At 68.5% G+C, this 25105-nt stretch carries 27 protein-coding genes; 16 read left to right on the top strand and 11 right to left on the bottom strand.

What is annotated here, in order from left to right; genetic code table 11:
• Positions 1 to 234: 234 nt before the first annotated feature.
• The 4 genes from ahpC to ACXJJ9_RS07265 all read left to right on the top strand — a co-directional run bounded on the left by ahpC (position 235) and on the right by ACXJJ9_RS07265 (position 4353).
• Positions 235 to 798, top strand: coding sequence for an alkyl hydroperoxide reductase subunit C (gene ahpC, locus ACXJJ9_RS07280; RefSeq protein WP_310053974.1), 564 nt, complete (start codon positions 235 to 237; stop codon positions 796 to 798).
• Between the two features lie 267 nt (positions 799 to 1065).
• Complete coding sequence (ahpF, locus tag ACXJJ9_RS07275) at positions 1066 to 2652, top strand: alkyl hydroperoxide reductase subunit F (protein WP_457096531.1); 1587 nt, start codon at positions 1066 to 1068, stop codon at positions 2650 to 2652.
• Positions 2653 to 2722: 70 nt separating this feature from the next.
• The gene (locus tag ACXJJ9_RS07270; RefSeq protein WP_457096530.1) at positions 2723 to 3673 is read left to right on the top strand and encodes a LysR substrate-binding domain-containing protein; all 951 of its coding nucleotides are present in this window, start codon (positions 2723 to 2725) and stop codon (positions 3671 to 3673) included.
• Entirely contained in the window at positions 3670 to 4353 is a 684-nt protein-coding gene (locus ACXJJ9_RS07265; protein ID WP_457096529.1) for a hypothetical protein, read from the top strand. Before ACXJJ9_RS07270 ends, ACXJJ9_RS07265 begins: the two co-directional genes overlap by 4 nt.
• 42 nt (positions 4354 to 4395) lie before the next feature.
• On the opposite strand, the gene ACXJJ9_RS07260 is transcribed toward ACXJJ9_RS07265, so the two are convergent.
• The 4 genes from ACXJJ9_RS07260 to ACXJJ9_RS07245 form a co-directional block, all read right to left on the bottom strand.
• Positions 4396 to 5325, bottom strand: coding sequence for a DMT family transporter (locus ACXJJ9_RS07260; RefSeq protein WP_457096528.1), 930 nt, complete (start codon positions 5323 to 5325; stop codon positions 4396 to 4398).
• Positions 5322 to 5981: a glutathione S-transferase family protein gene (locus ACXJJ9_RS07255; RefSeq protein ID WP_457096527.1), complete on the bottom strand. Its 660-nt coding sequence runs from the start codon at positions 5979 to 5981 to the stop codon at positions 5322 to 5324. Before ACXJJ9_RS07255 ends, ACXJJ9_RS07260 begins: the two co-directional genes overlap by 4 nt.
• Positions 5982 to 6085: 104 nt before the next feature.
• Positions 6086 to 6349 carry a putative signal transducing protein gene (locus tag ACXJJ9_RS07250; RefSeq protein ID WP_457096526.1) on the bottom strand — a complete coding sequence of 88 codons (264 nt, stop codon included), beginning with the start codon at positions 6347 to 6349 and terminating at the stop codon, positions 6086 to 6088.
• A 32-nt stretch (positions 6350 to 6381) separates the two neighbouring features.
• Positions 6382 to 6915 carry an adenine phosphoribosyltransferase gene (locus ACXJJ9_RS07245; RefSeq protein ID WP_457096525.1) on the bottom strand — a complete coding sequence of 178 codons (534 nt, stop codon included), beginning with the start codon at positions 6913 to 6915 and terminating at the stop codon, positions 6382 to 6384.
• Between the two features lie 182 nt (positions 6916 to 7097).
• Between ACXJJ9_RS07245 and ACXJJ9_RS07240 the strand changes: the two genes are divergently transcribed.
• The 6 genes from ACXJJ9_RS07240 (at position 7098) to ACXJJ9_RS07215 (ending at position 12301) form a co-directional block, all read left to right on the top strand.
• Positions 7098 to 8861, top strand: coding sequence for a glutamine--tRNA ligase/YqeY domain fusion protein (locus ACXJJ9_RS07240; RefSeq protein ID WP_457096524.1), 1764 nt, complete (start codon positions 7098 to 7100; stop codon positions 8859 to 8861).
• A gap of 200 nt (positions 8862 to 9061) precedes the next feature.
• Positions 9062 to 9352, top strand: coding sequence for a hypothetical protein (locus ACXJJ9_RS07235; protein WP_457096604.1), 291 nt, complete (start codon positions 9062 to 9064; stop codon positions 9350 to 9352).
• The gene (locus ACXJJ9_RS07230) at positions 9352 to 9927 is read left to right on the top strand and encodes a nucleoside deaminase (RefSeq protein WP_457096523.1); all 576 of its coding nucleotides are present in this window, start codon (positions 9352 to 9354) and stop codon (positions 9925 to 9927) included. The genes ACXJJ9_RS07235 and ACXJJ9_RS07230 overlap by 1 nt, the downstream gene beginning before the upstream one ends.
• A gap of 20 nt (positions 9928 to 9947) precedes the next feature.
• The gene (rlmM, locus tag ACXJJ9_RS07225; protein WP_457096603.1) at positions 9948 to 11003 is read left to right on the top strand and encodes a 23S rRNA (cytidine(2498)-2'-O)-methyltransferase RlmM; all 1056 of its coding nucleotides are present in this window, start codon (positions 9948 to 9950) and stop codon (positions 11001 to 11003) included.
• 132 nt (positions 11004 to 11135) lie between these two features.
• Positions 11136 to 11657, top strand: a complete 522-nt coding sequence (locus ACXJJ9_RS07220) for a hypothetical protein (RefSeq protein WP_457096522.1) — start codon at positions 11136 to 11138, stop codon at positions 11655 to 11657.
• 218 nt (positions 11658 to 11875) lie between these two features.
• Positions 11876 to 12301 (top strand): hypothetical protein, encoded by a 426-nt coding sequence (locus ACXJJ9_RS07215; RefSeq protein ID WP_457096521.1) that lies wholly within the window; start codon positions 11876 to 11878, stop codon positions 12299 to 12301.
• A gap of 92 nt (positions 12302 to 12393) precedes the next feature.
• Here the strand turns inward: ACXJJ9_RS07215 and ACXJJ9_RS07210 are convergent, their stop codons facing one another.
• Positions 12394 to 13599: an FAD-dependent oxidoreductase gene (locus ACXJJ9_RS07210; RefSeq protein ID WP_457096520.1), complete on the bottom strand. Its 1206-nt coding sequence runs from the start codon at positions 13597 to 13599 to the stop codon at positions 12394 to 12396.
• Positions 13596 to 14900: a 2-octaprenyl-6-methoxyphenyl hydroxylase gene (gene ubiH / locus ACXJJ9_RS07205; protein ID WP_457096519.1), complete on the bottom strand. Its 1305-nt coding sequence runs from the start codon at positions 14898 to 14900 to the stop codon at positions 13596 to 13598. The genes ACXJJ9_RS07210 and ubiH overlap by 4 nt, the downstream gene beginning before the upstream one ends.
• A 58-nt stretch (positions 14901 to 14958) precedes the next feature.
• On the opposite strand from ubiH, the gene ACXJJ9_RS07200 reads away from it, so the two are divergent.
• The 3 genes from ACXJJ9_RS07200 (at position 14959) to ACXJJ9_RS07190 (ending at position 17185) form a co-directional block, all read left to right on the top strand.
• Positions 14959 to 15537 carry a DUF6580 family putative transport protein gene (locus tag ACXJJ9_RS07200; RefSeq protein ID WP_457096518.1) on the top strand — a complete coding sequence of 193 codons (579 nt, stop codon included), beginning with the start codon at positions 14959 to 14961 and terminating at the stop codon, positions 15535 to 15537.
• An 18-nt stretch (positions 15538 to 15555) separates the two neighbouring features.
• On the top strand, positions 15556 to 16140 hold the full coding sequence (locus ACXJJ9_RS07195; protein WP_457096517.1) for a cob(I)yrinic acid a,c-diamide adenosyltransferase: 585 nt from the start codon (positions 15556 to 15558) through the stop codon (positions 16138 to 16140).
• A gap of 124 nt (positions 16141 to 16264) precedes the next feature.
• Positions 16265 to 17185: a histone deacetylase family protein gene (locus ACXJJ9_RS07190; protein WP_457096516.1), complete on the top strand. Its 921-nt coding sequence runs from the start codon at positions 16265 to 16267 to the stop codon at positions 17183 to 17185.
• A 222-nt stretch (positions 17186 to 17407) separates the two neighbouring features.
• On the opposite strand, the gene ACXJJ9_RS07185 is transcribed toward ACXJJ9_RS07190, so the two are convergent.
• From ACXJJ9_RS07185 to ACXJJ9_RS07165, 5 genes are all read right to left on the bottom strand, one after another.
• Complete coding sequence (locus ACXJJ9_RS07185) at positions 17408 to 17842, bottom strand: hypothetical protein (RefSeq protein ID WP_457096515.1); 435 nt, start codon at positions 17840 to 17842, stop codon at positions 17408 to 17410.
• Between the two features lie 1052 nt (positions 17843 to 18894).
• On the bottom strand, positions 18895 to 19290 hold the full coding sequence (gene gcvH / locus ACXJJ9_RS07180; RefSeq protein WP_457096514.1) for a glycine cleavage system protein GcvH: 396 nt from the start codon (positions 19288 to 19290) through the stop codon (positions 18895 to 18897).
• A 141-nt stretch (positions 19291 to 19431) separates the two neighbouring features.
• On the bottom strand, positions 19432 to 20547 hold the full coding sequence (gene gcvT / locus ACXJJ9_RS07175; RefSeq protein ID WP_457096513.1) for a glycine cleavage system aminomethyltransferase GcvT: 1116 nt from the start codon (positions 20545 to 20547) through the stop codon (positions 19432 to 19434).
• A 163-nt stretch (positions 20548 to 20710) separates the two neighbouring features.
• Positions 20711 to 21145: an NfeD family protein gene (locus tag ACXJJ9_RS07170; protein ID WP_457096512.1), complete on the bottom strand. Its 435-nt coding sequence runs from the start codon at positions 21143 to 21145 to the stop codon at positions 20711 to 20713.
• A gap of 3 nt (positions 21146 to 21148) precedes the next feature.
• On the bottom strand, positions 21149 to 22093 hold the full coding sequence (locus ACXJJ9_RS07165) for an SPFH domain-containing protein (RefSeq protein ID WP_457096511.1): 945 nt from the start codon (positions 22091 to 22093) through the stop codon (positions 21149 to 21151).
• A gap of 247 nt (positions 22094 to 22340) precedes the next feature.
• Here ACXJJ9_RS07165 and ACXJJ9_RS07160 point away from each other — a divergent pair, with 247 nt between their 5' ends.
• From ACXJJ9_RS07160 to ACXJJ9_RS07150, 3 genes are read left to right on the top strand one after another with little or no spacing between them, the layout of a single operon-like run.
• Positions 22341 to 22982 carry an RNA polymerase sigma factor gene (locus ACXJJ9_RS07160; protein ID WP_457096510.1) on the top strand — a complete coding sequence of 214 codons (642 nt, stop codon included), beginning with the start codon at positions 22341 to 22343 and terminating at the stop codon, positions 22980 to 22982.
• Entirely contained in the window at positions 22975 to 23859 is an 885-nt protein-coding gene (locus ACXJJ9_RS07155; RefSeq protein WP_457096509.1) for a hypothetical protein, read from the top strand. Before ACXJJ9_RS07160 ends, ACXJJ9_RS07155 begins: the two co-directional genes overlap by 8 nt.
• 49 nt (positions 23860 to 23908) lie before the next feature.
• Entirely contained in the window at positions 23909 to 25090 is a 1182-nt protein-coding gene (locus ACXJJ9_RS07150; protein WP_457096508.1) for a PDZ domain-containing protein, read from the top strand.
• Positions 25091 to 25105: the final 15 nt, after the last annotated feature.

The raw sequence follows: 25105 nt of genomic DNA, 5'->3' as shown, positions 1-25105 counted from the left end.
GGTTTCCATGCGCGAATGGTAGCGGCCGGCGCCCAGCCACCCGGCCGCACACGTCGGCGCAACGTGGGATCGGGTACACCCGACAGGCCCGCCCGACAGGCCCGGCCAGGCTCGACTGTCGATAGGCATAGACTATCGCAGTCATAACATCAATCGAATTGATCAATTCGATAGCCGGACCTAGCATTCCCCCCTGTCTTCCCAACCCACCCCTCCACCAAGGACGAAACCGCAATGTCTTTGATCAACACCGTCATCAAGCCGTTCAAGGCCCAAGCCTTCCACAACGGCAAGTTCGTCGAAGTCACCGACACCAGCCTCAAGGGCAAGTGGTCGGTGGTCGTGTTCTATCCGGCCGACTTCACCTTCGTCTGCCCGACCGAACTGGAAGACCTGGCCGACCATTACGCCGAGTTCCAGAAGCTGGGCGTCGAGGTCTACGGCGTGTCCACCGACACCCACTTCTCGCACAAGGCGTGGCACGACACCTCCGAGGCGATCAAGAAGGTGACCTACCCGCTGGTGGGCGACCCGACCGGCACGCTGACCCGCAACTTCGACGTGATGATCGAAGAGGAAGGCCTGGCGCTGCGCGGTACCTTCGTGATCAACCCGGAAGGCCAGATCAAGCTGTGCGAGATCCACGACAACGGCATCGGCCGCGACGCGTCGGAACTGCTGCGCAAGGTCAAGGCCGCGCAGTACGTCGCCTCGCATCCGGGCGAAGTGTGCCCGGCCAAGTGGCACGAGGGCGAAAAGACGCTGAAGCCGTCGCTGGACCTGGTCGGCAAGATCTAAGCGTTTCGTTCCACACCCTCTCCCGCTTGCGGCGCCCGAAGGGTGTCCAGCGGTGAGAGGGGGTCGGAGTGAGGGCCGAGCGCCCTCACCCCGGATGTTTGCATCAGCGGCTTGGGTCGTGCCGGCTCTCTCCCCCTACCGGCTCCCTCCCCTCCGGCCCAGGCCGCTCCTGCAAGCGTCTGCACCGATCGTGCGCCCGGATCCGGCCGCACCGGTGTCGTCTTGCCAGATGTTTTTCCTTCCCCCATTCGTAATCGTGGAGTCCCCATGCTCGACGCCGACCTGAAGACCCAACTGCAGGCCTATCTCACCAAGCTGCAGCAGCCGATCGAACTCATCGCCTCGCTCGACGACGGCGCCAAGTCGCGTGAGCTCGAAGCGCTGCTGCAGGACATCGCCTCGATGTCCGACAAGATCAGCTACGCGCGCCGCGACGACGACGCGCGCCGTCCGTCGTTCGCGATCGTGCGCACCGGTACCGATATCGAAGTCCGCTTCGCAGGCATCCCGCTTGGCCACGAGTTCACCTCGCTGGTGCTCGCCCTGCTGCAGGTCGGCGGCCATCCGCCGCGGATCGAGGAAGCGCTGGCGAACCAGGTGCGCGGGCTCGAAGGTGAGTTCCGCTTCGAGACCTTCATGTCGCTGTCCTGCCAGAGCTGCCCGGACACTGTGCAGGCGCTCAACCTGATGAGCGCGCTCAACCCCAACATCACCCATGTCGCCATCGACGGCGCGCTGTACCAGGACGAGGTACAGGCACGCGAAGTGATGTCGGTGCCGACGGTATTCCTCAATGGCCAGCCCTTCGACCAGGGCCGCATGACGGTCGAGCAGGTCGTGGCGAAGCTGGACACCGGCGCCACCGCGCGCGCGGCCGAGCAGATCGCGAAGAAGGAAGCCTTCGACATGCTGATCGTCGGCGGCGGCCCCGCGGGCGCCGCGGCCGCGATCTACGCGGCACGCAAGGGCATCCGCACCGGCATCGCCGCCGAACGTTTCGGCGGCCAGGTGCTGGACACGCTGGCGATCGAGAACTTCATCTCCGTCTCCTACACCGAAGGCCCGAAATTCGCGGTGGCGCTGGAGCAGCACGTGCGCGACTACGAAGTCGACGTGATGAACCTGCAGCGCGCGAGCAGACTCGTGCCGGCCAAGGCCCCGGGCGGCCTGATCGAAGTGCAGCTGGAAAGCGGCGCGTCGCTGAAGGCGAAGTCGGTGATCCTCGCCACCGGCGCGCGCTGGCGACAGATGAACGTGCCCGGCGAGGACCAGTACCGCAACAAGGGCGTGGCCTACTGCCCGCACTGCGACGGCCCGCTGTTCAAGGGCAAGCGCGTGGCGGTGATCGGCGGCGGCAACTCCGGGGTCGAGGCCGCGATCGATCTCGCCGGCATCGTCGCCCACGTCACCCTGATCGAGTTCGACAACCAGCTGCGCGCCGACGAAGTGCTGCAGCGCAAGCTGCGCAGCCTGCCCAACGTCGACGTCGTCGTCAGCGGCCAGACCACCGAAGTGCTCGGCGACGGCAGCAAGGTCACCGGCCTGGTCTACAAGGACCGTACCAACGGCGAATCGCGCACGGTCGCGCTGGAAGGCATCTTCGTGCAGATCGGCCTCCTGCCGAACACCGAATGGCTGAAGGGCGCGATCGAACTGTCGCCGCGCGGCGAGATCGTCATCGACGACCGCGGCGCGACCTCGCTGCCGGGCGTGTTCGCCGCGGGCGACGCGACCACGGTGCCGTTCAAGCAGATCGTGATCGCGATGGGCGCGGGTTCGACGGCGGCGCTGAGCGCGTTCGACCACCTGATCCGCACCTCGGCGCCGGCGGAGCCGCAGCAGGCCGCCGCCTGACCGCGACCGGGAATCCCACCCCCCGGGCGCGCAAGGGCGCGCCGGGTTGGCTGCCGCTAAGATCGGCCGCATGAACCTGCGCGACCTCAAGTACCTCGTCGCCCTTGCCGACCACAAGCACTTCGGACGCGCCGCCGCGGCCAGCTTCGTCAGCCAGCCGACGCTGTCCACGCAGATCCGCAAGCTCGAGGACGAACTCGGCGTCGCCCTGGTCGAGCGCGCGCCGCGCAAGGTGATGCTCACGCCGGTGGGTCGCGAGATCGCCGAACGCGCACGCAAGGTGATCAGCGATGTCGAGCAGATGACGCAGATCGCACGCCGCAGCCAGGACCCGGAAGCGGGCACGGTGCGACTGGGCCTGTTCCCCACGCTCGGCCCGTACCTGCTGCCGCACGTGGTGCCCGGCCTGCGCAAGCGTTTTCCACGCCTCGAACTGTTGCTGGTCGAAGAGAAGACCGACCAGATCCTCGCGCGCCTGCGCGACGGCCGCCTCGATGCGGGCCTGCTCGCGTTGCCCATCCACGACGACCAGCTGCATGTCGAACCGCTGTTCGAGGAACCCTTCCTGCTCGCGGTACCGCAGCAGCATGCGTTCGCCAGGCAGGCGTCGCTGAGGGTCGACGATCTCGACAACCAGCACCTGCTGCTGCTCGAGGAAGGCCATTGCCTGCGCGACCAGGCACTCGACGTGTGCCGCATGGGCGGTGCGGACGAGCGCGACGGCTTCCGCGCGACCTCGCTGGAAACCCTGCGGCAGATGGTCGCCGCCGGCGTGGGCATCACCCTGCTGCCGATGCTCGCGGTACAGCCGCCGGTGCCGGCCTCGCCCGACATCCGCCTGCTGCCGTTCCGCGGTGACGCGCCGCATCGCGAGATCGCGATGGTGTGGCGGCGCAGTTCGGCGATGGGCGAGTTCCTCGGGCAGATGGCGGCGGAACTGCGCAACCTGCCGAAGTCGCTGCTCAAGCCGCCGGCGACGCCGCCCGTGGGCAAGACCAGGCGAGGCGAGGCGAAGGCGTGAGTGGCCGTGCGTGGGTGGCGTTGCTGCTGCTCGTCGCCGCGATCGGCTGGTGGTATTCGCCGGTGTCGCCGCGCAAGCCGCCCGGCTATGCGTCCATCGATCCCAGCCCGCTGCCGGCAACTGCGGGCACCGCGGAACGTGCCCCGGCCACCGCCTGCGAGCTGCCACCGCGCGTGGGGGCTTTCGATCCACCGTTGCAGAGCCCGACGCCCGCGACGCTCGCGCCCTTCCACCTGCGCGCCGCCACGCTGACACCGCTCGCCGGCTTCAGCATCGATGCGAAAGTGCTTTCGCGCCGCGACTACCGCTCCGATCGCGAGTCGCAACTTGCACCGACCGACCTGGCGCTGGGCTGGGGCCGCATGCGCGACGACACGGTGCTCGCGCGCCTGACCATCACCCAATCGGCGCGCTGGTACCACTACCGCTATAGCGACCAGCCACCCATCCCGCAGGCCGAGATCGACCGCTCCGCCGCGAACATGCACATGATCCCCGGCAGTGAAGCCATCGCCTCGGCACTTGCACGGGTGGAAGCGGGCGAACGCGTGCGCATCGACGGCTGGCTGGTGGAAGCGCAGGCCCCCGACGGCTGGCGCTGGCGCAGCTCGACCTCACGCGAGGACACCGGCGCGGGCGCCTGCGAAGTCGTCTATGTGTGCGCGGTCACGCGGCTGTAAGTCTTGCCTCGCGCTTCGCGCGGCAGTGCCAGCACGCCCGGCTCAGGCCGCGGCATCCATCGCCGTTTCCGCTGGCTTGCGCTGCCCGCGCACCAGGCCCAGGAAGATGCCTGCCAGCGACAAGGCCAGTCCCAGCATTTCCACCGGGCCGAGCCGCGTGCCAAACAGCAACGCATCCCACACGTATGACAGGAGCGGCTGCAGAAGCAGGCACAAGCCGAGCACGCCGGCGGGCAGCTTCGGCATCACCCGGCCGATCACCAGCCAGCCGAACACCTGCGCGATCAGCGCATAAGCCAGCAACGCGCTCCAGTCGCGCGGGCCGCGCGGCGACAGGGACTCGCCACCCGCCAGCGTCATCGCCAGCAGCAACGCCGCGCTGAACACGCACATCCACCACAGCAGCGCCTCGTTCGCCACCTGCGCGCGTTGCCCCTGCGCCGCGCGGAAGAAGATGAGAAAACCGGCATACGCCACCGCGGTGCCCAATCCGAACGCGATGCCGGTGCGGAAGCGCGCATCGAAGCCCTCCCAGCCCGGTGCCAGCAGCAGCGCGAGTCCGAACAGCGCCAGCAACAAGCCCACCCACAGGCGCCAGCCGCCGCGCTCGCCGAGCACGAACGCGCCGTAGCCGGCGAGCGCGAATACCTGAAAGTTGCCGAGCAGCGTGGCCAATCCGACGCCGACGTAGAGGATGCTCCGGTGCCACATCCACAGGTCGACGGCGAAGAACAGCGCCGCGACCGCCAGCAGGCCGAGCACGCGCGCATCCGGCTTCCAGCCTGCGCGCACCTTCGGTCGGACGAACCAGGCGAGCAGCAGCACGGACGCCAGCCCCATGCGCCAGAACGCCGATGCGGTCGGCCCGATCCCGACCCACTTCACGAACACCGCCGACGTGCTGATCAGCGCGGCGCCCAGCGCCATCGCGGCCAGCGAGCCGCGGGTGTAATCCCGGGCCGCATGGGTCATGCCCGCACCAGCTTGTCGGTGTCGGGCAGGTATTCGGGTTCGGCGGCCGCGGCCGCGCGCCATTCGCGCACGGCCGGCAACGCGGTGATCGCCTCGACATAACGGTGCGCGTTGTCGTCCAGGGCGACGCCGTAGCCGAGGAAGCGCATCACCACCGGCGCGAACATCGCATCGACGATGCCGAAGCCGCCGCACAGGAAGTCTCCATCGGCCGCGAATTCAGCGCGCAGCTCCCGCCAGAGCTGCTGCATGCGGTCGATGTCGGCCTGCGCATTTTCGTCGCCGCGATACGCATCGGGCTGGCGCCGGCAGTTCATTGGCATTTGCGTGCGCAGCGCGCGGAAGCCCGAATGCATTTCCGCCGCGGCGGCGCGCGCCTTCGCCCGCGCGCGCAGGTCCGCGGGCCAGCCACGTCCGTCGAGCCAGCGTTCGTTGACGTATTCGCAGATAGCCAGCGAATCGGGCACGACCAGGCCGTCGTCGTGCAGCACCGGCACCGTGCGTGTCGGCGACCAGCGGCCGATCTCTGCGTGGAACTCGGGCGTGTCGAGGTTGAGCCGCAGCTCGTCGAAGGCCACGCCGAAATGGCGCAACAGCAGCCACGGTCGCAGCGACCAGGACGAATAGTTCTTGTTGCCGATGACGAGCAGGGGCATGGGGCGCGGTCCTCGGAGCACGGGAGAGGGAGGATATTTCGCGTGACAGGCGGCCCGCGTTGGCCGTGGCAATGGAACAAAGACCCGTCGCCAGGACGGCGCGCCTACGCAGGTTGCCAGCCGCCCTCGCCCACTTCGTCGTCCGCGGCGGCGGGTGGCTCGTTCAAGGGCAAGGCTTCGACTATCTCGCGCGCCTGCGGCCAGACCACGTCCGGCACGCACACCGCGATCACCCCGAACAGCGGCAATTCGCCCATGCCGCCGAGCAGTTGCTCGCCGCGCAGGAATACCGGGATCTCCGCGGCTTCCAGCGCATGGCGGACGAGGTGGGCATCGATCAGGTTGGCGGCTTCGTAGACGACTTTCATCGCGGCTCCGGGTTGCGCAGCCAGCATACGCTTCAGCAACGCAGCAGCGTGCGTAGTGGAATCTCCTCCGGCCAGCGCATGCGGCCGCGCAGGCCGTCGATCTCGATCACCACCCCGGCACCGACCACCTGCGCACCGACCTGCTCCAGCAGGCGGCGGCCGGCGTCCAGCGTGCCGCCGGTGGCCAGGACATCGTCCACCAGCAACACGCGGGCGCCGGCCGGCAGCCCCTGCGCGCCCAGCCCTCCCGAGCTGATTTCCAGCCGCGCGCTGCCGTACTCGAGGTCGTAGTCGATGCCGAGGGTGGGCGGCGGCAGCTTGCCGACCTTGCGCAGCGGGACGAAGCCGGTCTTCATCGCCAGCGCCATGGCCGCGCCGAAGATGAAACCGCGCGACTCGATGCCGCACACCGCGTCGATGGGGACGTCGCGCCACGGCGCCGCCAGCGCGGTGATGCAGGCGGTGAAGCCGGTGGGATCGGCCAGCAGCGGGCCGATGTCCTTGAAGACGACGCCGGGCCTGGGGAAGTCGGGGACATCGCGGATCAGGGTGCGGAGGCTGTTCATGGACGGAGCTTAAGCTCCATCCAGAGCGTGGTGGTGCATCTGAAGCATCTGACGGCTGCGGTGCACGCAACGGCCCGGCACCCGTGATTCCGCAGCCGCGGGCGCGGCTTCGGCAATCCGGTGGCCTCGGTCGTGTCGCGGGCCGCTAAACTGCGCGTTCTCCCTCGCTTCCGCCTTCCCGCATGTCCGCCACGCCTGCCTCCGCCGCCCCGTCCTCCCCGCCGGAAAAGAACGACTTCATCCGGCAGATCGTTCGCGAGGACCTCGCCAGCGGCAAGCACGCGGCGATCAAGACCCGTTTCCCGCCGGAGCCCAACGGCTACCTGCACATCGGCCACGCCAAGGCGATCTGCCTGGATTTCGGCGTCGCCCGCGAATTCGGCGGCGAGTGCAACCTGCGCCTGGACGACACCAACCCGGCCAAGGAAGACCCCGAGTACGTCCGTGCGATCCAGGATGACGTGCACTGGCTCGGCTTCGAGTGGCACGACCTTCGCCATGCTTCCGACTATTTCGAGGTGCTGTACCTGGCCGGCGAGAAGCTGATCCGCCAGGGCGACGCCTTCGTCTGCGACCTCAGCGCCGAGCAGGTGCGCGAATACCGCGGCACCCTGACCGAGCCGGGCCGCAATTCGCCCTATCGCGAGCGCAGCGTCGAGGAGAACCTCGACCTGTTCCGGCGCATGCGCGCGGGCGAGTTCCCCGACGGCGCGCGCACGCTGCGCGCCAGGATCGACATGGCCAGCGGCAACATCAACCTGCGCGATCCGGCGCTGTACCGGATCAAGCACGTCGAGCACCAGAACACCGGCAACGACTGGCCGATCTATCCGATGTACGACTACGCGCATTCGCTCAGCGACGCGGTGGAAGGCATCACCCACTCGTTGTGCACGCTGGAATTCGAGGACCACCGTCCGCTGTACGACTGGTGCGTGGACAAGGTCGACCTCGCCCATTCGCCGGAGCTGGTCGCGCCGCTGACCGGCAAGGGCCTGCCGTTCGAGGCCAGCAAGCCGCGCCAGATCGAGTTCTCGCGCTTGAACTTCAACTTCCTGGTCATGAGCAAGCGCAAGCTGCTGGCGATGGTCAACGAAGGCCTGGTCGACGGCTGGAACGATCCGCGCATGCCGACCCTGCAGGGCATCCGCCGCCGCGGCTACACGCCGTCGGCGCTGCGCCTGATGGTCGACCGCGTCGGCATCAGCAAGCAGAACTCGCTGCTCGACATCTCCATCCTCGAGGGCGCGCTGCGCGACGACCTCGACGCGCACGCTTCGCGGCGCATGGCGGTGATCGATCCGCTCAAGCTGGTGCTGACCAACCTGCCGGAATCGCACGAGGAATCGCTCACGTTCTCCAACCACCCCAAGGACGCGGCGCAGGGCGAACGCCAGGTGCCGTTCGCGCGCGAGCTGTGGATCGAGCGCGAGGACTTCGAGGAAGTGCCGCCACCGGGCTTCAAGCGCCTGACCGTGGGCGGCGACGTGCGCCTGCGCGGCGCCGGCATCATCCGCTGCGACGAAGTGGTGAAGGACGCCGCGGGCAAGGTGGTCGAATTGCGCTGCACGCTCGATCCGGAATCGCGCCCCGGCATGGAAGGCGCCAACCGCAAGGTGAAGGGCACCATCCACTGGGTCAGCGCGAAGCATGCCGTAGCGGCGGAAGTACGCCTGTACGACCGCCTGTTCGTCGTCGCGGATCCTGACAGGGACGGCTCCGACAACGAGGAAGGCGGCAAGACCTACAAGGACTACATGAATCCGGACTCGCGCCGCGTCGTCACCGGCTACGTCGAGCCGGCGGCCGCGCAAGCCACGGCGGAGCAGTCGTTCCAGTTCGAGCGCATCGGCTACTTCGTCGCCGACCGCTACGACCATGCCGCCGGCCAGCCGGTGTTCAACCGCAGCGTCACCCTGCGCGACACCTGGTCGGGCAAGGCCTGAGGCACGATGCCATGCGCGCGCTGAGCAGACTCCGCCGCCGCCTGCGCGCCGCGTCGTTCGTATTCGCATTCGCACTCGTCACGGTCACCGTTGGCGCCTGCGCGGCACCGTCGCCGAACGGCGGCGCTCCCGCCAGGAACGACGCGCCGGCCGCGGCGGCACCTGCGGCGACAACGCCAGCGCAACCGGCCCACAAGCCCGTGCACACGGGCGGCCGACTGCCACCCGATCCGGTCCAAGCGCCAGCGGCGGCGCCGGGCGCCGTCGATCTGGGCTGCAAGACCGACGCCGACTGCACCGTCAAGAACGTCGGCAACTGCTGCGGCTATTACCCGGCCTGCGTCAACGTCAACAGTCCGACCGACCCGAAGAGCGTCCAGGCGGAGTGCGCGAAGAAGGGAATGATGTCGGTCTGCGGCTTCCCCGAAATTTCCTCCTGCAGCTGCAGGCAGGGCAAGTGCGAAGCCGCTTCGTCCGGGCTGGTGCAGTGATGCTGTATGCGCAGGTCCACCTGACCCTGCCGGCCTGGGTGCACGACGCAGTCGACACCTCGCGCAGTTACGCCAGCGATGACGACAAGGTCGCGCTGGCGATCGAGCTGTCGCGCATCAACATCGAGGAAAGAAGTGGCGGCCCATTCGGCGCGGCGGTATTCGGCCCCGACGACCGCATCATCGCGGTGGGCGTGAACCGGGTGCTGCCGCATGCGTGCTCCGTCGCGCATGCCGAGATGATGGCCTACATGCTCGCGCAGCTGCGCACCCAGCGCCCGCGCCTCAACCGCAACGAAGCCGATGAACCCATCGGCCCGATCACGCTGGCGACGTCCTCGCAACCGTGCTGCCAGTGCTATGGTGCGACCGTGTGGGCCGGCATCGATCGCCTGCTGATCGGCGCGCGCAGCGAGGACGTGGAGGAACTCACCGAATTCGACGAAGGCCCGCTGCCCGCGGACTGGGTCGGGGAACTCGAGCGCCGCGGCATCATGGTGACGCGCGACGTGCAGCGCGACGCCGCGCGTGCGGTCCTGCGCGCCTATGGTGCAGCCGGCGGCGAACGCTACTGATGGCAGCCGATGCCCCGCCTCTGGATGGATTGTTCTGCTGGTGCCGCGCCGGTTTCGAACCGGAACTGGCGGGCGAGCTGTCCGAGCGCGCCGCGCAGGCGAACCTGCCGGGTTACGCCCGCACGGAACGCAACAGCGGGTACGTCGAATTCATCTGTGAAGACGCGACATCCCTGTCGCGTGCGCTGCCCTTCACCGGATTGATCTTCGCGCGGCAGAAGCTGCTGCGCCTCGCCGACCTGCGCGGCATCGACCCGAAGGACCGCATCACGCCGATCCTCGCCGCCCTGGAAACGCTGCCGAAGCAGGTCTTCGGCGAGTTGTGGGTGGAACACCCGGATTCCGACGTCGGCAAGCCCCTGGCCGGCCTGGCCCGCAGCTTCGGCAATGCGCTGCGGCCGGCGCTGCGCAAGGCCGGCTGGCTCGCGCGCGCGGACGACGCAGGCAAGCCGCGCCTGCACGTCGTCTTCCTCGATGGCGACCACGTCGTACTCGCGCGCAGCGAGCCGCGCGACAGCGCGCCATGGCCGCTGGGCATCCCGCGCCTGCGCATGCATGCCGATGCCCCGAGCCGTTCCGCGCTGAAGCTGGAAGAGGCGCTACTCACCTTGCTCTCCGACGAGGAGCGGCAGCGCCTGCTGCGCGATGGCATGCGCAGCGCCGACCTCGGCGCGGCGCCGGGCGGCTGGACCTGGGTGCTGGTGCGCAACGGCCTGCATGTCACTTCGGTCGACAATGGCCCGCTACGCCAGCACCTGCTCGACAGTGGCCGTGTCGACCACCTGCGCGCCGACGGCTTCCAGTGGCAACCGAAGGCGCCCCTCGACTGGATGGTGTGCGACATGGTCGAGCAGCCGCGCCGCGTCGCCGAGCGAATGGCGACCTGGCTGCGCGAGGGCTGGTGCCGGCACGCGATCTTCAACCTCAAGCTGCCGATGAAGAAGCGCTGGGACGAGACACGGCTGTGCCTGGAACTGTTCGAACAGCAGGCGCGCAAGCCGCTGCTGGTGCGCGCGCGGCAGCTGTACCACGACCGCGAGGAGATCACCGTCTTCGCCAGCGCAGCGCAGCGATGACAGACCGATCCGGTTGCGGCCATCAACGGCCGCGCGTTCGTTTCCGTTCAGCCTGAATTGCGCGGTTTTTACGCGCGTTTTATGCGTTGGGTACTAGTACGGTCCCGGGTTTCCACCGCATGAGGCTCGCTCATGAACAAGACCGTTGCACTTACTTTCCTGGCAACGCTGCTGGCTGCTCCGGCGCTCGCCCAGTACGCGCCGCCCGCCACTTCGATGGAACAGTCCACCGATGCGCAGGCACAGGCCAAGGCCAAGGCCGAGGATGCGAAGCAGCAAGCCACGCCACAGTCTGACCGCTGGAGTGGCACGACGACGACCGAGTCCACCACGAATGCATCGACGGATGCCGGCACGCCGATGACCAGCAATGATGCGTCGGAGGCGATGCAGTCGACCGGTGCGGCCACGGCCGCGGCTGCAACAGGCGCCGCCAGCGCCATGCCGGCCGCCGCCAACGTCACCTTTACCTCGCATCCGGGCGATCCCAGCGGCTATCGCCCCGAGTTCCGCGCATTGGACACCGACCAGGATGGCGTGTTGTCGCGCGCCGAGGCCCGCGGCAATCCGAAACTGCAGCAACAGTTCTCCGCCATGGACACGAACCACGATGGAAAACTGTCGCGCGCTGAAACCGAGAACGTGATCAATTGAGCCAGCGCACCGCCGGGCGCCCTGCTTCATGCGGGCGCCCGGCAGTTTCCCTGGACGCTGCAGCGCAATGCTGAATATGGCTACGCACGGGTCTTCACGCGTGCTGCGCGCCGGGCGGCACGCGGCTTACCTTTTCGTTCAGCCTGCATTGCGGAGTTTTACGCGCGCTTGATGCGTGGGGTACTACGGTTCCCCGGTCTCCCCATACGAGACCTCTCATGAACAAGACCGTTGCATTGACTCTTTTCGCGACGCTGCTGATCGCGCCCGCATTCGCGCAGGACGCGCCGCCCGCCACCACGATGGGGCAGTCCGCCGATGAGCAGGCGCAGATGAAGGCCGAGGACGAGCGCCAACAGCACACAACCCCCATGACCAGCAACGATGCCGCCGACGCGATGCAGACAACCCCGCCGACAACCCCGCCGACCGCGGTGCCGATGACCAGCAATGACGCCGCAGCCGCTGCGGCGACCTCGCACCAGGTCGACTTCGCGGCGCTGGACAAGAACAGCGATGGCAGCTTGTCGCAAGGCGAAGTGAACGCCAGCGGCGATGCCGACCTGATCCGCGATTTCGGTGCGATCGACAGCAACCACAACGGCCGCCTGTCGAAGGACGAATTGAAGGGCTGGTCCCATTGAGGGTCGGGACCGATTGAGTGAAGTTGGGACGGCAGGGAAGCACCACGCCCCGCTTCGGCGGGGCGTTTCTCGTCCGGGCTACGGGCAACCGGCTACAGCCCGGCCGCGTGCTTCCACAAGGCGTGCCGCAACGGCGGCAGTTTCCCCACCAGTCCCAGCAGGGGACCGCGCAGCAGCGTCGCCAGCAGCTTGTCGTTCGAAAACAGTCGGTTGAGGCCATCGAACGAATAGGCGGCCACGGCATTCTCGCTGCGCCGCTGCCGGGCCCAGCGCGCCAGCGCCACGGGCGCACCCGGATCGCGACTGGCCGTGCGCTGGCGCAACAGTAGCGCGCGCAGCGCGGCGACATCACGCAGCCCCAGGTTCACGCCCTGCCCCGCGAGTGGATGCACCACGTGCGCGGCATCGCCGATCACCGCAACGCGGCCGGCGACATGCGCCTGCGCGAGTTGCCTGCGCAGGGGAAAAGCCACGCGCTTCGACACCGCGCCGAGCGTACCCAGGCTGCCGGCAAAGGCGTTGTCGAGTTCGCGCAGGAAGGCCGAGTCGTCGACCTGCAGCAAGCGCGCCGCTTCGGCCTCGGGCAACGTCCACACGATCGAACTGCGGTGCCCACCTGCGCTGGCGCCTTCGCCTGTAAATGGCAGGAACGCGAGCGGCCCGGTGGGCAGGAAGCGCTGCCAGCACGTGGCCTCGTGCGGACGCGCATGATCGACGAAGGCGACCAGCGCGTTCTGGCCGTAATCGTGGGTATAGGTATCGATGCCGGCGAGCGTGCGCAGCTTCGAGTCGCCACCATCGGCCGCGAGCACGAGCCGCGCGCGCAGGCGGGTGCCGTCGTCGAGCTCGAGCGCGGCGTGGTCCGCGCCCTCGTCCTGCTGCAACGCGATCACCTGGGCAGGGCAGCGCAGCCGCACGCCCGCGGCCGGCAGTGCGGCCCAGAGGCGATCGACCAGCAGCGCGTTCTCCACGATCCAGCCCAGTTCGCGTCGGCCGAAGACGTCCGCATCGAAGCGCAATTCGTCGCCGCCGGCCGCATCCCACACGCGCATGCCGCGGTAGGGCTGCGCGCGTGCATCGATGATCGATGGCCACACGCCGAGGTCGGCCAGCAGCGCGGCGTTGTCGGGCGCGAAGGCATACACGCGCAGGTCGGGCTGGTCGTAGCGCCAGCGGGGCGGTTCGCGCGCTTCGATCAGCGCCACCTGCCAGCCGTCACGAGCGAGCGCGAGGGCGGCGGCGGCACCGACCACGCCGGCACCGACGATGGCGACATCGAGCAGGTCGCGGCGGCTCATGCGGCCCCCGCGCTCGTGGTCTCGCCACGGCACAACGCGGGCACATCGCCGCGGTAACCCATCGCCGCCCCGACCAGGAATGCCTGCATGGACGGCAGGCGATCGGCGGCGAGCAGGCCGACGCTGCGCAGCGGCCGCAGCAGTCCCGAGCCGTTGGCGGTGAAACGGGCAAGGTCATCGGAGAACGCAACGGTGCGGTCGCGATCCTCGCGGCGGCGCTGCGTGTACCGCGCCAGCAGTGCGGCATCACCGCAGTCGAAACCGGAGGCGGCGCGCGTACCGGGACAACCGGACTCGATCAGCTCGGCAAGCGTCAGCGCATCGCGCAGGCCGAGATTGAAACCCTGTGCGCCGACCGGATGGATCGTCTGCGCGGCATTGCCCACGAGCACCGCGCGCCGCGCCGTCAGCGCCTGCGCCATCACCCTGGTCACCGGGTACGCGGTGCGGTCACCGCAGGCGAGGAAGCGGCCGGCGCGCCAGCCGAACGCATCCTGCACGCGGGCCAGGAAAGCCGCGTCATCCAGGGCCGCGACGGCGTCGGCATCCTCGCGTGCCACGCCATGGATGAGGCCGAAGTGGCGGTCGCCGCGCGGCAGCAGGGCGGTGGGTCCGTTCGCGCCGAGGCGCTCGTAGGCGGTGCCATCGGGCGCGCGTTCGGCGAGCAGCCGGGAGACGAAGAGTGTCTGCGCGTAGTCGTGCTCCTCGCTGCCGATGCCCAGCGCGGCGCGCACACCACTGCGTGTACCGTCGGCAGCGACCAGCAGGCGTGTCCGCAACTGCTGTTCGCCGCGCTCGTTGGCGACGCGGACGACGCGCAGGTCCTCGCCGGCGGCGTCCACCCCGACGAAACGCATCGGCCGATAGCGGCGCACGTGCTGCAGCTCACCCAGCCGTGCTTCCAGCGCCTCGCCGAAGTCGCGGGCAATGACGACCCGGCCGAATTCGCTGCGACCGTGTTTCGCCGCGTCCAGCACGGTGCGGCCGAAGTCGCCGCTGCGGCTGACGTGGATGCGTTCGATCGCGCCGGTCGGGGCACGCAGCTTCTGCATCACGCCGAGCGCGGTGAGGGCGTTGACGGTGGCTTCGGCGAAGCTGAGGTTGCGCTCGTCGAATACCGTGGGAAGCGCGCCGGCCGGCGCGGCTTCGACCAGGCCGACATCGAGGCCCAGGCGATCCAGTGCGATCGCCAGGCTGGCGCCCACCAGGCCTCCGCCGATGATCAGGACGTCGTGCGTGTCGGCTTGCAGGGGGCCGGTCGCGGGCGACGCGGACTGTGATGACAGGTCGGTCTGGGGCATTGCGTTATGCTAACGGACCTACGGCCGCCACCGGCCAGCCACCGCAAGAACGCAGCCCATGAACAGCCCGAACCGTCCGACGTCCTCCTTCGCACCCGGCCCGCTGATCCTGGGTGCCATGATCCTGGTCGCCGCGCTGACGCGCGTGGTCCCGCATCCGTGGAACTTCTCGCCGGTGGAAGCGATCGCCCTGTTCGGCGGTGCCTACTTCGCCTCGCGCTCGCTCGCCATCGTGGTGCCGCTGGCGGCGATGGCTGCCTCCGACCTGATCCTGGCGGCCGTCCATGGCGGCACCTATTCGAGCTACTTCTTCAGCACCAGCTTCTGGCTCGTGTATGCCTGTATCGCGCTTTCGACCGTGCTCGGCTTCGGCCTGCGCGGCAAGGTGAATGGCGTGCGCGTGCTGGGCTATTCGCTGGCGGGTTCGGTGCTGTTCTTCCTGGTGACCAACTTCAGCGCCTGGATCGGTTCGTCGATGTACCCGCAGAACGCGGCCGGCCTGATGGCCGCCTACATCGCCGGCATCCCGTTCTTCCAGGGCACGCTGCTGGGCACGCTGTTCTTCTCGGCGCTGCTGTTCGGCGGCTTCAGCCTGCTGCGCCATCGCATGCCGGCGCTGCGCGTGCAGACGGTGTAAGCAACCACCGTTCACATCGTGGGCAACCGCCTTTCCAAGATCTATACCAAGACCGGCGACGACGGCACCACCGGGCTCGGTGACGGCAGCCGCGTCGCCAAGGACTCCGCCCGCGTCGCCGCCTATGGCACGGTCGACGAAGCCAATTCCTGCATCGGCCTGGTGCTGGCGAGCGCGGCTTCGGACAGCACGTTCCCCGACGCCGTGCGCTCGCTGCTCGTGTCGGTGCAGCACCAGATGTTCGATCTCGGCGGCGAGCTGTGCATTCCCGGCCACGCGGCGATCTTCGACGCGGACGTGGAACGCCTGGAACAGCACCTCGACGCCTTCAACGAACCACTGCCGGCACTGAAGGATTTCATCCTGCCAGGTGGCGGCGAGGCCGCGGCGCGCTGCCATGTCGCGCGCACCGTGGTGCGCCGCGCCGAACGCGAGACCATCGCCCTCTCGCGCCAGGATGCAGTGCGCCCCGAGGCGATCCGCTATCTCAACCGCCTCTCCGACCTGCTGTTCGTGCTGGCCCGCGTGCTGGCACGCGCGAGCGGGCACGGCGAGGTGCTGTGGAACCACGAGCGCCGCAAAGGGGCGCCGCCACGCCAATAGGCGTGCGATTCCGTAACCGCGTCGCCATGCGCCGCGCCGCGGCACAGGCAGGCGTGCTGAGCGCTTCACGCCCGCCCACCACTTCCCCGCTACCCTCGCGGCATCGCTGCCATTCCCTGGTCCCGTGCACTTCTTCACCCACACCGCCTGCCTGCAGCACGATACCGGCGCCGGGCACGCCGAACGGCCGGCACGCCTGGAAGCGGTCACCGCGGCGCTGCGCGAGGCCTTCCCGCAGGTCGCCTGGCTCGACGCGCCGCGTGCCACGCGCGGGCAGCTGTCGCGCGTGCACGACGATGCGTTGCTGCGGCTGGTGCTGGACACACCGGTGGCGGAAACGGTCCCACTGGATGCGGACACGATGTTGTCGAAGGGCTCGGCAGAAGCCGCCCTGCGTGCCGCCGGTGCCGGCGTGGCCGCGGTGGACGCGGCGTTGGCCAGCGCATCCGGTTCCCTGCCGCGCGCGTTCTGCGCCGTGCGGCCACCGGGGCACCACGCGACCCCTTCGGTGGCGATGGGTTTCTGCCTGTTCAACAACATCGCGGTGGCCGCCGCGCACGCTCTGGACGCCCATGGGCTGTCACGGGTGGCGATCATCGACTTCGACGTGCACCACGGCAACGGCACGCAGGCCATCTTCGACGGTGACCCGCGCGTGCTCTATCTGAGCTCGCACCAGATGCCGCTTTACCCCGACACCGGCTACCCCAGCGAACGCGGCGTCGGCAACGTCGTCAACGCGCCGCTGCGCACCGGCTCGGGTGGCGAGGCCTTCCGTGCGACCTGGGCGCAGACACTGCTGCCAGTCATCGACGCGTTCCGTCCGCAACTGCTGCTGGTTTCGGCCGGCTTCGACGCGCACCGGCTCGATCCGTTGGCGCAATTGCAGCTGGAGGCCGGCGACTACGCCTGGCTCACCACCGAACTGGTGGCGCTGGCCGACAAGCACGCGCGCGGACGCCTGGTGTCGATGCTCGAGGGCGGCTACGACCTCACGGCGCTGCGCGAGAGCAGCGTGGCCCATGTCAGGGCACTGATGGGTTGAGGATGGTGAGCATCGAGCGGGGAGGCGTTTCGGCATCGCTCGGGGTGTTGGACTTATGGATTCACAGCCCGGCGGCCGACTGCTGTAGCGCGCGGCGGCGCGGTGACTGTGCGCGCACGCCTATTCCTGCGGCGGCGCCATAAAAAAAACTCTCCCCCCGCCTGGGCTGCGGGGAGAGAGCTGGTGTTACGGCAATCGGGACTTTCTGTTTTTTTCGATGACTTAGATCATCGGTGCCGGGGTTGCCGGCATGGCGGCCGCGACCTTCTTGGCTACGCGCTTGCGCTTCACAGCCTTCTTCACGGCCTTCTTGGCAACGGCCTTGCGGACGGCCTTCTTGGCGGCGCCCTTGCGGACGGCCTTCTTCACGGCAGCCTTGCGGACGGCCTTCTTCACAGCAGCCTTGCGGACGGCCTTCTTCAGCAGCGCCCTCTTCACGGCCTTCTTGGCAACGGCCTTGCGGACGGCCTTCTTGGCGCCAGCCTTGCGGACAGCCTTCTTGGCAACAGCCTTGCGGACGGCCTTCTTGGCGACCTTCTTGCCAGCAGCCTTGCGGACAGCCTTCTTGGCTACAGCCTTGCGGACAGCCTTCTTGGCTACAGCCTTGCGGACTGCCTTCTTGGCGACCTTTTTCTTCGCAGCTTTCTTCATGGCCATGGTATGGCTCCTCGTCAGTTGTGTAACGGTCGTACAGCTCGGTCTTTCGGGTTAACAACAGCCCAGTTCAAACCCTGCCGCGGGTGAACCCGCGACCAAACGCCGGTACGCCAGGCGTACCAAGGCGAATGCCTTGCCCCATCGTCACAGGTCGGCTCACCCGTTCCCGATGGGTTGGCCCGATTCCACGCCCGGAGGCGCGTGACGGGCCGGTTCCGATAGCACCACAAACAAAAACCCGATCCGCTTTGGGCGAACCGGGCTGGATGCGGTCACTCGTTTGCGAGTAGGTGAGCTGCGTTTTCGCAGAGGACAGGGCGCCAACGTCCACCGTTTTTATGTTCCGGGCGGAGGTCCGTTTATTGCTGCGCGTTGTCGCGATCGCTCGACTCACTCTATTCCGCAGGTATCGTCTGCTGGGCGAAACCTAATCACGGTTTTTTGGCCTGTCAACAATCCGGAGCAATTTTTTTTCGGGCCCCGTTCCGGGCGGCCCGACGCATGCCGCCCGGATCGACGACGACGACGTGCATTGCGACCGCAACGGATTTGCCGATGTCATCCGCGACGAATTCGCAAAGCACTAAAAAAAAGGCATTTCGCAACGCGCGCATTCGCCCGCTGCAACGGCGACGGCGGCGCGGCGCGAGCGGCGCATCCGCGTGGCGATGCCGACCGGCATCCCTTTTCACACTCGCCGCGCGCCGACGACCGGCCGCCCGATTTGGCGTCGCATCAGTCCATTTGCGCAAAAACTGCGCGAACTATTCCGGCATGTTCGACCCCGCATCGCGATGCACCGACACGTCGAACGGCGGTGTCGCGCGTCTGCGGAAGCGGCCTGACGAACCGCTTCCATCGGATGGCGGCGGAGCATCGATGGGCGCGGCGAACGGGCGCGAGTCGCACCGCTGCGCTCGCATTCGTTAAGTACGGGTCGGCACTTGGCCGTGATTCGCCGGCCGCAGAAACGACGATGCCGGCGCGGTTGCCCGGCCGGCATCGTGTGTACTGCTTGTGGAGGCCGCGGCATCGCCGCGACCGCGCGGGACTCAGTGGTCCTCGTCTTCCAGCAGCTCGGCGTAGTCGTCCGGACCCAGCAGCTCATTGAGCTGCTCGGCGTCCTCGATCTCCATCGTGAACAGCCAGCCTTCGCCGTAGGCGTCCTCGTTGATCGTTTCCGGCTTGTCCGAGAGCGCGCTGTTCACGGCGGTGACGGTGCCGCTGACGGGTGCGTAGACGTCGGAGGCGGCCTTCACCGATTCGACGACGGCGCAGGCATTGCCGACTTCGACGCGGTCGCCGACGTTGGGCAGCTCGACATACACCAGGTCGCCAAGCAGGCCCTGGGCGTGATCCGAGATGCCTACGGTGACCTTGCCATCGCCTTCGACGCGTGCCCATTCGTGGGACTTGAGGAACTTGAGGTCGCCGGGGATCTCGCTCATGGGGTGCTCCGTGGATGCGTCTGACGCGTGGGGGATTGAAGGATACGTCGCTGGCAAGAGCGCGTGGAGGCGTAGTGTAGCGAAGCAGGGGCGTACCGGATCAAGCGTCCCCTGGCGCCCCCGCCGGATCAGATGCTGCGGTCAGATGCCTTCCTGCGGCTTGCCGTCGCGCACGAACGGAAACTTCACGACGCGCACCGGCACTTCCTTGCCGCGGATGTCGACGCGGACGTTGCCCTCCGCGCCCAGCGGGATGTCGCCTGCCGGCACGCGCGCGAACGCGATCGCCTTGCCCAGCGTCGGCGAGAACGTGCCCGACAGGATCTCGCCCTCGCCGTTCGCGGTGAGCACCTTCTGGCCGTGGCGCAGCACGCCCTTCTCGTCCATGACAAGGGCGATCATCTGCCTCGGCACGCCATTTGCTTTCTGCGCCTCGAGCACGCTGCGACCGGTGAAGTCGCGCCCTTCGTCGAGCGCAACGGTCCACGCCAATGCGGCCTCGTACGGCGATACGGTTTCGTCCATGTCCTGGCCATAGAGGTTCATGCCGGCCTCCAGGCGCAGCGTGTCGCGCGCACCCAGGCCGGCGGGCTTCACGCCCGCGGCCAGCAGTGCATTCCAGAACGCGACGGTCTGCGCCTCCGGCACGATGATCTCGAAGCCGTCCTCGCCGGTGTAGCCGGTGCGGGCAACGAAGACATCGACGCCATCGACCGTCTTCGCCTCGCCGGCCGCGAACTTGCCGAGCTTGCCGATCGCGGCGCGGTCTTCCGCGCGCAGCAGGCCCAGGACCTTGTCGCGCGCATTCGGGCCCTGCACGGCGACCATGCCGAACTCCGGGCGCTCGGTGACGGCAACGTCGAAGGCCTTTGCCTGCCGGGTGATCCACGCCAGGTCCTTGTCGCGGGTGGCGGCATTGACGACCAGGCGAAAGAACTCCTCGTCGCGGAAATACACGATCAGGTCGTCGATCACCCCGCCCTGCTCGTTGAGCATGCAGGTGTACAGCGCCTTGCCCGGCTTCTGCAGCTTGTCGACCGAGTTGGCGACCAGCCTGCGCAGGAAGTCGCGCACCTTCGCGCCGCGCAGGTCGACCACGGTCATGTGGGAGACGTCGAACATGCCGGCGTCCTGGCGCACCAGGTGGTGCTCGTCGATCTGCGAGCCGTAGTGGATCGGCATGTCCCAGCCGCCGAAGTCGACCATCTTGGCGCCGAGGGCGCGATGGGTGTCGTTGAGGATGGTCTTCTGCGTCATGGCGGCGGGAACGTGGGGAGGAAGCCCGCAATTATCCCGCGCCGCGCTGAAATATGCGCGCCGAGTGAATCAGGCGCGCCGCCGCGCGCTGACGGGCCCGGCAAGCAGTGCCGGGCCGTACGGTGTCGTGTACGGCCCGCACAGCGGTGCTACGGCCGCGGACTCAGGCGGCTTCGACCCTCAGGCTCATGCCGTCCACGGCCACGATCCGCACCGGCGTGCCCGCGGCGAGATCGGAACCCTTGACCTCCCAGAACGCATCGGCGATCTGCACGCGCCCACGCCCATTGACGATCGCCCGCTCCAGCGGCACCACGCGACCGACCAGCGCCTGGGCGCGGCGGTTGAGCAGGGGCTCGTCGCTGCTGCGCGCGCGCCCCCGGAACCAGCGCCGGTAGACCTGGATCGAGACGAAGCCGAGCACGACGAACAGCGCGACCTGTGCCAACACCGGGAGGTCGAACAGCAACACCACCACGAACACCGCCGCCGCCGCGAAGCCCAGCCACAGCATGAAGGCGCCCGGCGCCATCGTTTCCAGGGCGAACAGCACCAAGGCTGCCGCCGCCCACGCCACTACCTGCCAGTCCCAACGCATGGCTCAGCTCCCGCGACCCGGCATCGGCGGCGGCGACTTGCCCAACGCGTCCTTCGCCAGTTCGGCGATGCCGGCGAGCGAGCCGATCACACCTGCCGACTCCATCGGCATCAGCACGAACTTCTGGTTGGGCGCCTCGGCCAGCGCCTTGAATGCCTCGATGTACTTCTGCGCGACGAAGTAATTGATCGCCTGCACGTTGCCGCCGGCGATTGCATCGGACACGAGCTGCGTCGCCTTGGCTTCGGCCTCGGCCAGGCGCTCGCGCGCCTCGGCGGCGCGGAACGCGGCTTCGCGGTTGCCCTCGGCTTCCAGGATCACGGACTGCTTCTCGCCCTCGGCCTTGAGGATCGCGGCCTGGCGGAAGCCCTCGGCTTCGAGGATGTTGGCGCGCTTCTCGCGCTCGGCCTTCATCTGCCGTGCCATCGAATCGACCAGGTCGCGCGGCGGCTGGATGTCCTTGAGCTCGATGCGGTTGACCTTGATGCCCCACGGATGCGTCGCCTGGTCCACCGCGACCAGCACCTTGGCGTTGATCTCGTCGCGCTTGGACAGGGATTCGTCCAGGTCCAGCGAGCCGATCGCGGTACGGATGTTGGTCATCACCAGGTTGAGGATGGCGATCTCCAGGGTCGCGACCTCGTAGGCCGCCTTGGCCGCGTCCAGCGCCGAGAAGAACACGATGCCGTCGACCTTCACCACCGCGTTGTCCTTGGTGATGACGTCCTGGCTGGGGACCTCCAGTACCTGCTCCATCATGTTGATCTTGCGGCCAACGCCCTGGTAGATCGGCATCAGGAAGTGCAGTCCGGGCGTCAGCGTGTGCGTGTACTTGCCGAACGTTTCCACCGTCCATTCGTAACCCTGCGGCACCATGCGGACGGCTTTGAACAGCACGATCACAAATGCGAACAGCAGTACCGCGGCCAACAGCGAACCCAGCGTCATCTCGAACCCCTCCCTGTAGTTGGGGCGAGTATAGGCGTTGAGTGACTCGGGGCCGGAACACCCGGGCAGTAATCAAAGCCGATGGTTTGCCATGGCTACCCGCCGGCGCGGCCCGGATTCGTCGCGCGTCGGGTAGTGATCGCGGGCCGGCCACCCGCCGGCGCGGCCCGGTTTGTGGCGCGTCAGAAAATCGATCGCGGGCCGGGCGTGCGACGGTTTGCCCCCAGGGCGCATCCTTAGTCACTGGATGCCCGCCAACTCCTCCTTCGCCATCGACGTTCCCGACGCCCTGCTCGCCCGTGCGCGCGCCGGCGAGCGCCCCGCATTCGAGCAGTTGTACCGCTGGTTCGAGCGGCCGGTCTTCACACTGGCGCTGCGCATCTGCGGCGACCGCGAGGAGGCGGCGGAGGTGCTGCAGGACACGATGTTGAAGGTGCTCAACCGGGTCGCGGATTTCCGCGGCTGCGGCAGCGGCGCCGATGGCAGTCCGTTCTGGGCGTGGCTGCGGCAGATCGCGGTGAACGAAGCGCTGATGCGGTTGCGCAGCCGGCGCGCCCATGGTGGCGAAGTGGCGATCGACGACGACTACTCTCTGGAAGACCACGCGCCGCCCCCGCCTGCCGCTGCCGACGCCGCGCAACTGCAGCGCGCGCTGGCGCAGCTGCCCGCCGTCACCCGCAGCGTGCTGTGGCTGTATCACGCCGAAGGCTATACCCACGAGGAGATCGCCACGCTGATGCAGCGCACCGCGAGCTTCTCCAAATCGCAGCTCGCGCGCGGCAGTCGCCGCCTGCGCCTGCTGCTGGAAGGCCCCGCCAGGGAGCCGTCATCCGCCGCGCGAAACGACATCCTCGCCGTGGCCGCGACACTCGAGGTGCGTCATGCCTGACAACTCCCATTCCGGCGCAGACAACGGCGCCCTGGCCGCGGCGCCACAGGACTGGAGCGCGGCGTTCGCCGCCCTGCCGATGGAAACACCGCCGGGCGATGGCTGGACACAGATCACCCGCAGGCTCGATGCCCCGTCTTCCCGGCATCGCAGCGCGCGCCGCGAGCGCCGCACGACCTGGCTCATCGGCATGGCGAGCGCGGCCGTGCTGGTACTGGCCGCATGGTCGCCGCTGTCGCGCTGGCTGCAGTCGGCAGGCGACGACACACCGGCAACGGCCGTGGTCGCGACAACGCAGGGATTGCGTGGACCGGCCGCTCCCGTTCGCGCCGAACCCGCGGAAACGCGCGTTGCCGTCGCGACGAGCGAGACAAAGGCGGCACCGGATGCGCTCACCCAGTCGACGCGCGTAACGACAGTGCCGTCCCACCGCCCGCACGCACGCAGCGCACGCGCCACCCCGAAGCAGCCGCACGCCGCTTCCGACGCCGCGACCTCGCGCCTGGCCACCGCCGCGACCCAACAGCCCGCTCCGGGCCCGGACCGCGGCGTTGCCACGACGACGACAATGGCCAGCGATGCCGACCCGCTGCAGAAGCTGAAGACGCAGTCCGCGCAACTCGAAGCCCTCGTCGCCCTCGCGCGCGACGACCGCGTCGGCAATGCCGGCCTTGAACTGCTCAGTGGCGAGCTCGACGCCGGCATCGCCACGATCGATGCCTCGCTGTCGCAGTCCGACCTGACCACCACCCGCCAACAGGATCTGTGGCGACAACGCGTGGACCTGTTGCAACAGCTCGCCGGGGTCGAAGCCACCTCGCGCTGGCTCGCCGCGCACGGCACGTCCAACGACACCGCGCTGGTCAGCGTCGACTGACCCGCCCCCCTCCACACCCATCATCCCATCGAACAAGCGGAGAGTTCCCATGAAACGCCTGCCTGCCATCACTACCCCGCTCGCCTGCGCGCTCGCGCTCGCGCTGGCCTTCGGCGCGCTCGCGCAGGCGGCGCCCGACGCGGCCAAGCAGAAAGAGCTGGCCGCCGCACGCGAAGACCTGCATCGTGCCGCGCGCCGCGTCGCCGAGCTCTCCGGCGACACGGGCGGCATGGCCATGGATGGCACGCGCCAGATGGTCATCGAGCGCCGCCTGCTGCAGCGCCCGGTGCTGGGCGTGATCCTCGAAGGCGACAGCGGTGCCGGCGTCCGCATCGCCGCGGTTACACCGGAAAGCGGTGCCGCCAAGGCCGGCCTGCGCAGCGGTGATCGCATCACCACGATCGACGGCAAGGCCCTGTCCGGTGCCGATGGCGATGCCCGCCTGGCTGCCGCCCGCGCGCAGTTGCGCGCACTGGATGACAAGACACCGGTAGCGCTCGGCTACGTGCGCGACGGCCGCACGGCCAGCGTCAAAGTCACGCCGAGCGCCGGCGACCAGCTGATCATGCTGCATGACGGCGATGGCCCCTTCGAATTCGGCGGCGAACCGGGCATGCACATCGGCCCCGGCGGCGCGGGCCGCATGCACCTCGCACCCGGCGGCGTCGCGCCGCAGATCCGGCGCGAGATCATCCGCGAGGACCTCTGCGACGACGATGCCGATTGCCGACGCCCGATGCTGGCCGAGGCGTTCCGCTGGAACGGCCTCAACCTCGCCTCCATCGACAAGGATCTCGGCCACTATTTCGGCACCGATCGCGGTGTGCTCGTGATCAGCGTTCCCGAAGACATGGGCGGGCTGAAGCCCGGCGACGTCCTGCAGAAGGTGGACGGCAAGGCCGTGGATACGCCGCGCGCGGCAATGGCGGCGGCGCATGCGCATTCGCCGGGCACCGCGGTCGCGGTCGAATACCTGCGCGATCGCAAACGCATGACAACCAAGCTGACGCTGCCCGAACGCCGCGCGCTGCGCCTGCTGGCACCGCCCGCACCGCCCGCACCGCCAGCGCCGCCCACCCCGCCCGCGGCACCGCATGCGAAGGCAGTGCCGGCTCCGATGGCTGCGCCACCCGCACCACCCGCACCACCCGCACCGCCGGCGCCACCCGCCGAGCCGGACGCACCGGCGCCGCCATCACCCCCGCCGCCGGCACCGCTGACGTTGCTGTAGTCCATACATGGAAAA

Source organism: Lysobacter sp. P5_B9 (genome assembly GCF_054049835.1).
Note: the sequence above shows the minus strand (reverse complement) of the source record. Positions and strands in the feature narration are given on the sequence as shown.

What these genes read in the sequence shown, in the direction of transcription:
- ahpC (WP_310053974.1), top strand. Translation starts at nt 235, where the DNA reads ATGTCTTTGATCAACACCGTCATCAAGCCGTTCAAGGCCCAAGCCTTC.
- ahpF (WP_457096531.1), top strand. Translation starts at nt 1,066, where the DNA reads ATGCTCGACGCCGACCTGAAGACCCAACTGCAGGCCTATCTCACCAAG.
- ACXJJ9_RS07270 (WP_457096530.1), top strand. Translation starts at nt 2,723, where the DNA reads ATGAACCTGCGCGACCTCAAGTACCTCGTCGCCCTTGCCGACCACAAG.
- ACXJJ9_RS07260 (WP_457096528.1), bottom strand. Translation starts at nt 5,325, where the DNA reads ATGACCCATGCGGCCCGGGATTACACCCGCGGCTCGCTGGCCGCGATG.
- ACXJJ9_RS07255 (WP_457096527.1), bottom strand. Translation starts at nt 5,981, where the DNA reads ATGCCCCTGCTCGTCATCGGCAACAAGAACTATTCGTCCTGGTCGCTG.
- ACXJJ9_RS07250 (WP_457096526.1), bottom strand. Translation starts at nt 6,349, where the DNA reads ATGAAAGTCGTCTACGAAGCCGCCAACCTGATCGATGCCCACCTCGTC.
- ACXJJ9_RS07245 (WP_457096525.1), bottom strand. Translation starts at nt 6,915, where the DNA reads ATGAACAGCCTCCGCACCCTGATCCGCGATGTCCCCGACTTCCCCAGG.
- ACXJJ9_RS07240 (WP_457096524.1), top strand. Translation starts at nt 7,098, where the DNA reads ATGTCCGCCACGCCTGCCTCCGCCGCCCCGTCCTCCCCGCCGGAAAAG.
- ACXJJ9_RS07230 (WP_457096523.1), top strand. Translation starts at nt 9,352, where the DNA reads ATGCTGTATGCGCAGGTCCACCTGACCCTGCCGGCCTGGGTGCACGAC.
- ACXJJ9_RS07220 (WP_457096522.1), top strand. Translation starts at nt 11,136, where the DNA reads ATGAACAAGACCGTTGCACTTACTTTCCTGGCAACGCTGCTGGCTGCT.
- ACXJJ9_RS07215 (WP_457096521.1), top strand. Translation starts at nt 11,876, where the DNA reads ATGAACAAGACCGTTGCATTGACTCTTTTCGCGACGCTGCTGATCGCG.
- ACXJJ9_RS07210 (WP_457096520.1), bottom strand. Translation starts at nt 13,599, where the DNA reads ATGAGCCGCCGCGACCTGCTCGATGTCGCCATCGTCGGTGCCGGCGTG.
- ubiH (WP_457096519.1), bottom strand. Translation starts at nt 14,900, where the DNA reads ATGCCCCAGACCGACCTGTCATCACAGTCCGCGTCGCCCGCGACCGGC.
- ACXJJ9_RS07200 (WP_457096518.1), top strand. Translation starts at nt 14,959, where the DNA reads ATGAACAGCCCGAACCGTCCGACGTCCTCCTTCGCACCCGGCCCGCTG.
- ACXJJ9_RS07185 (WP_457096515.1), bottom strand. Translation starts at nt 17,842, where the DNA reads ATGGCCATGAAGAAAGCTGCGAAGAAAAAGGTCGCCAAGAAGGCAGTC.
- gcvH (WP_457096514.1), bottom strand. Translation starts at nt 19,290, where the DNA reads ATGAGCGAGATCCCCGGCGACCTCAAGTTCCTCAAGTCCCACGAATGG.
- gcvT (WP_457096513.1), bottom strand. Translation starts at nt 20,547, where the DNA reads ATGACGCAGAAGACCATCCTCAACGACACCCATCGCGCCCTCGGCGCC.
- ACXJJ9_RS07170 (WP_457096512.1), bottom strand. Translation starts at nt 21,145, where the DNA reads ATGCGTTGGGACTGGCAGGTAGTGGCGTGGGCGGCGGCAGCCTTGGTG.
- ACXJJ9_RS07165 (WP_457096511.1), bottom strand. Translation starts at nt 22,093, where the DNA reads ATGACGCTGGGTTCGCTGTTGGCCGCGGTACTGCTGTTCGCATTTGTG.
- ACXJJ9_RS07160 (WP_457096510.1), top strand. Translation starts at nt 22,341, where the DNA reads ATGCCCGCCAACTCCTCCTTCGCCATCGACGTTCCCGACGCCCTGCTC.
- ACXJJ9_RS07155 (WP_457096509.1), top strand. Translation starts at nt 22,975, where the DNA reads ATGCCTGACAACTCCCATTCCGGCGCAGACAACGGCGCCCTGGCCGCG.
- ACXJJ9_RS07150 (WP_457096508.1), top strand. Translation starts at nt 23,909, where the DNA reads ATGAAACGCCTGCCTGCCATCACTACCCCGCTCGCCTGCGCGCTCGCG.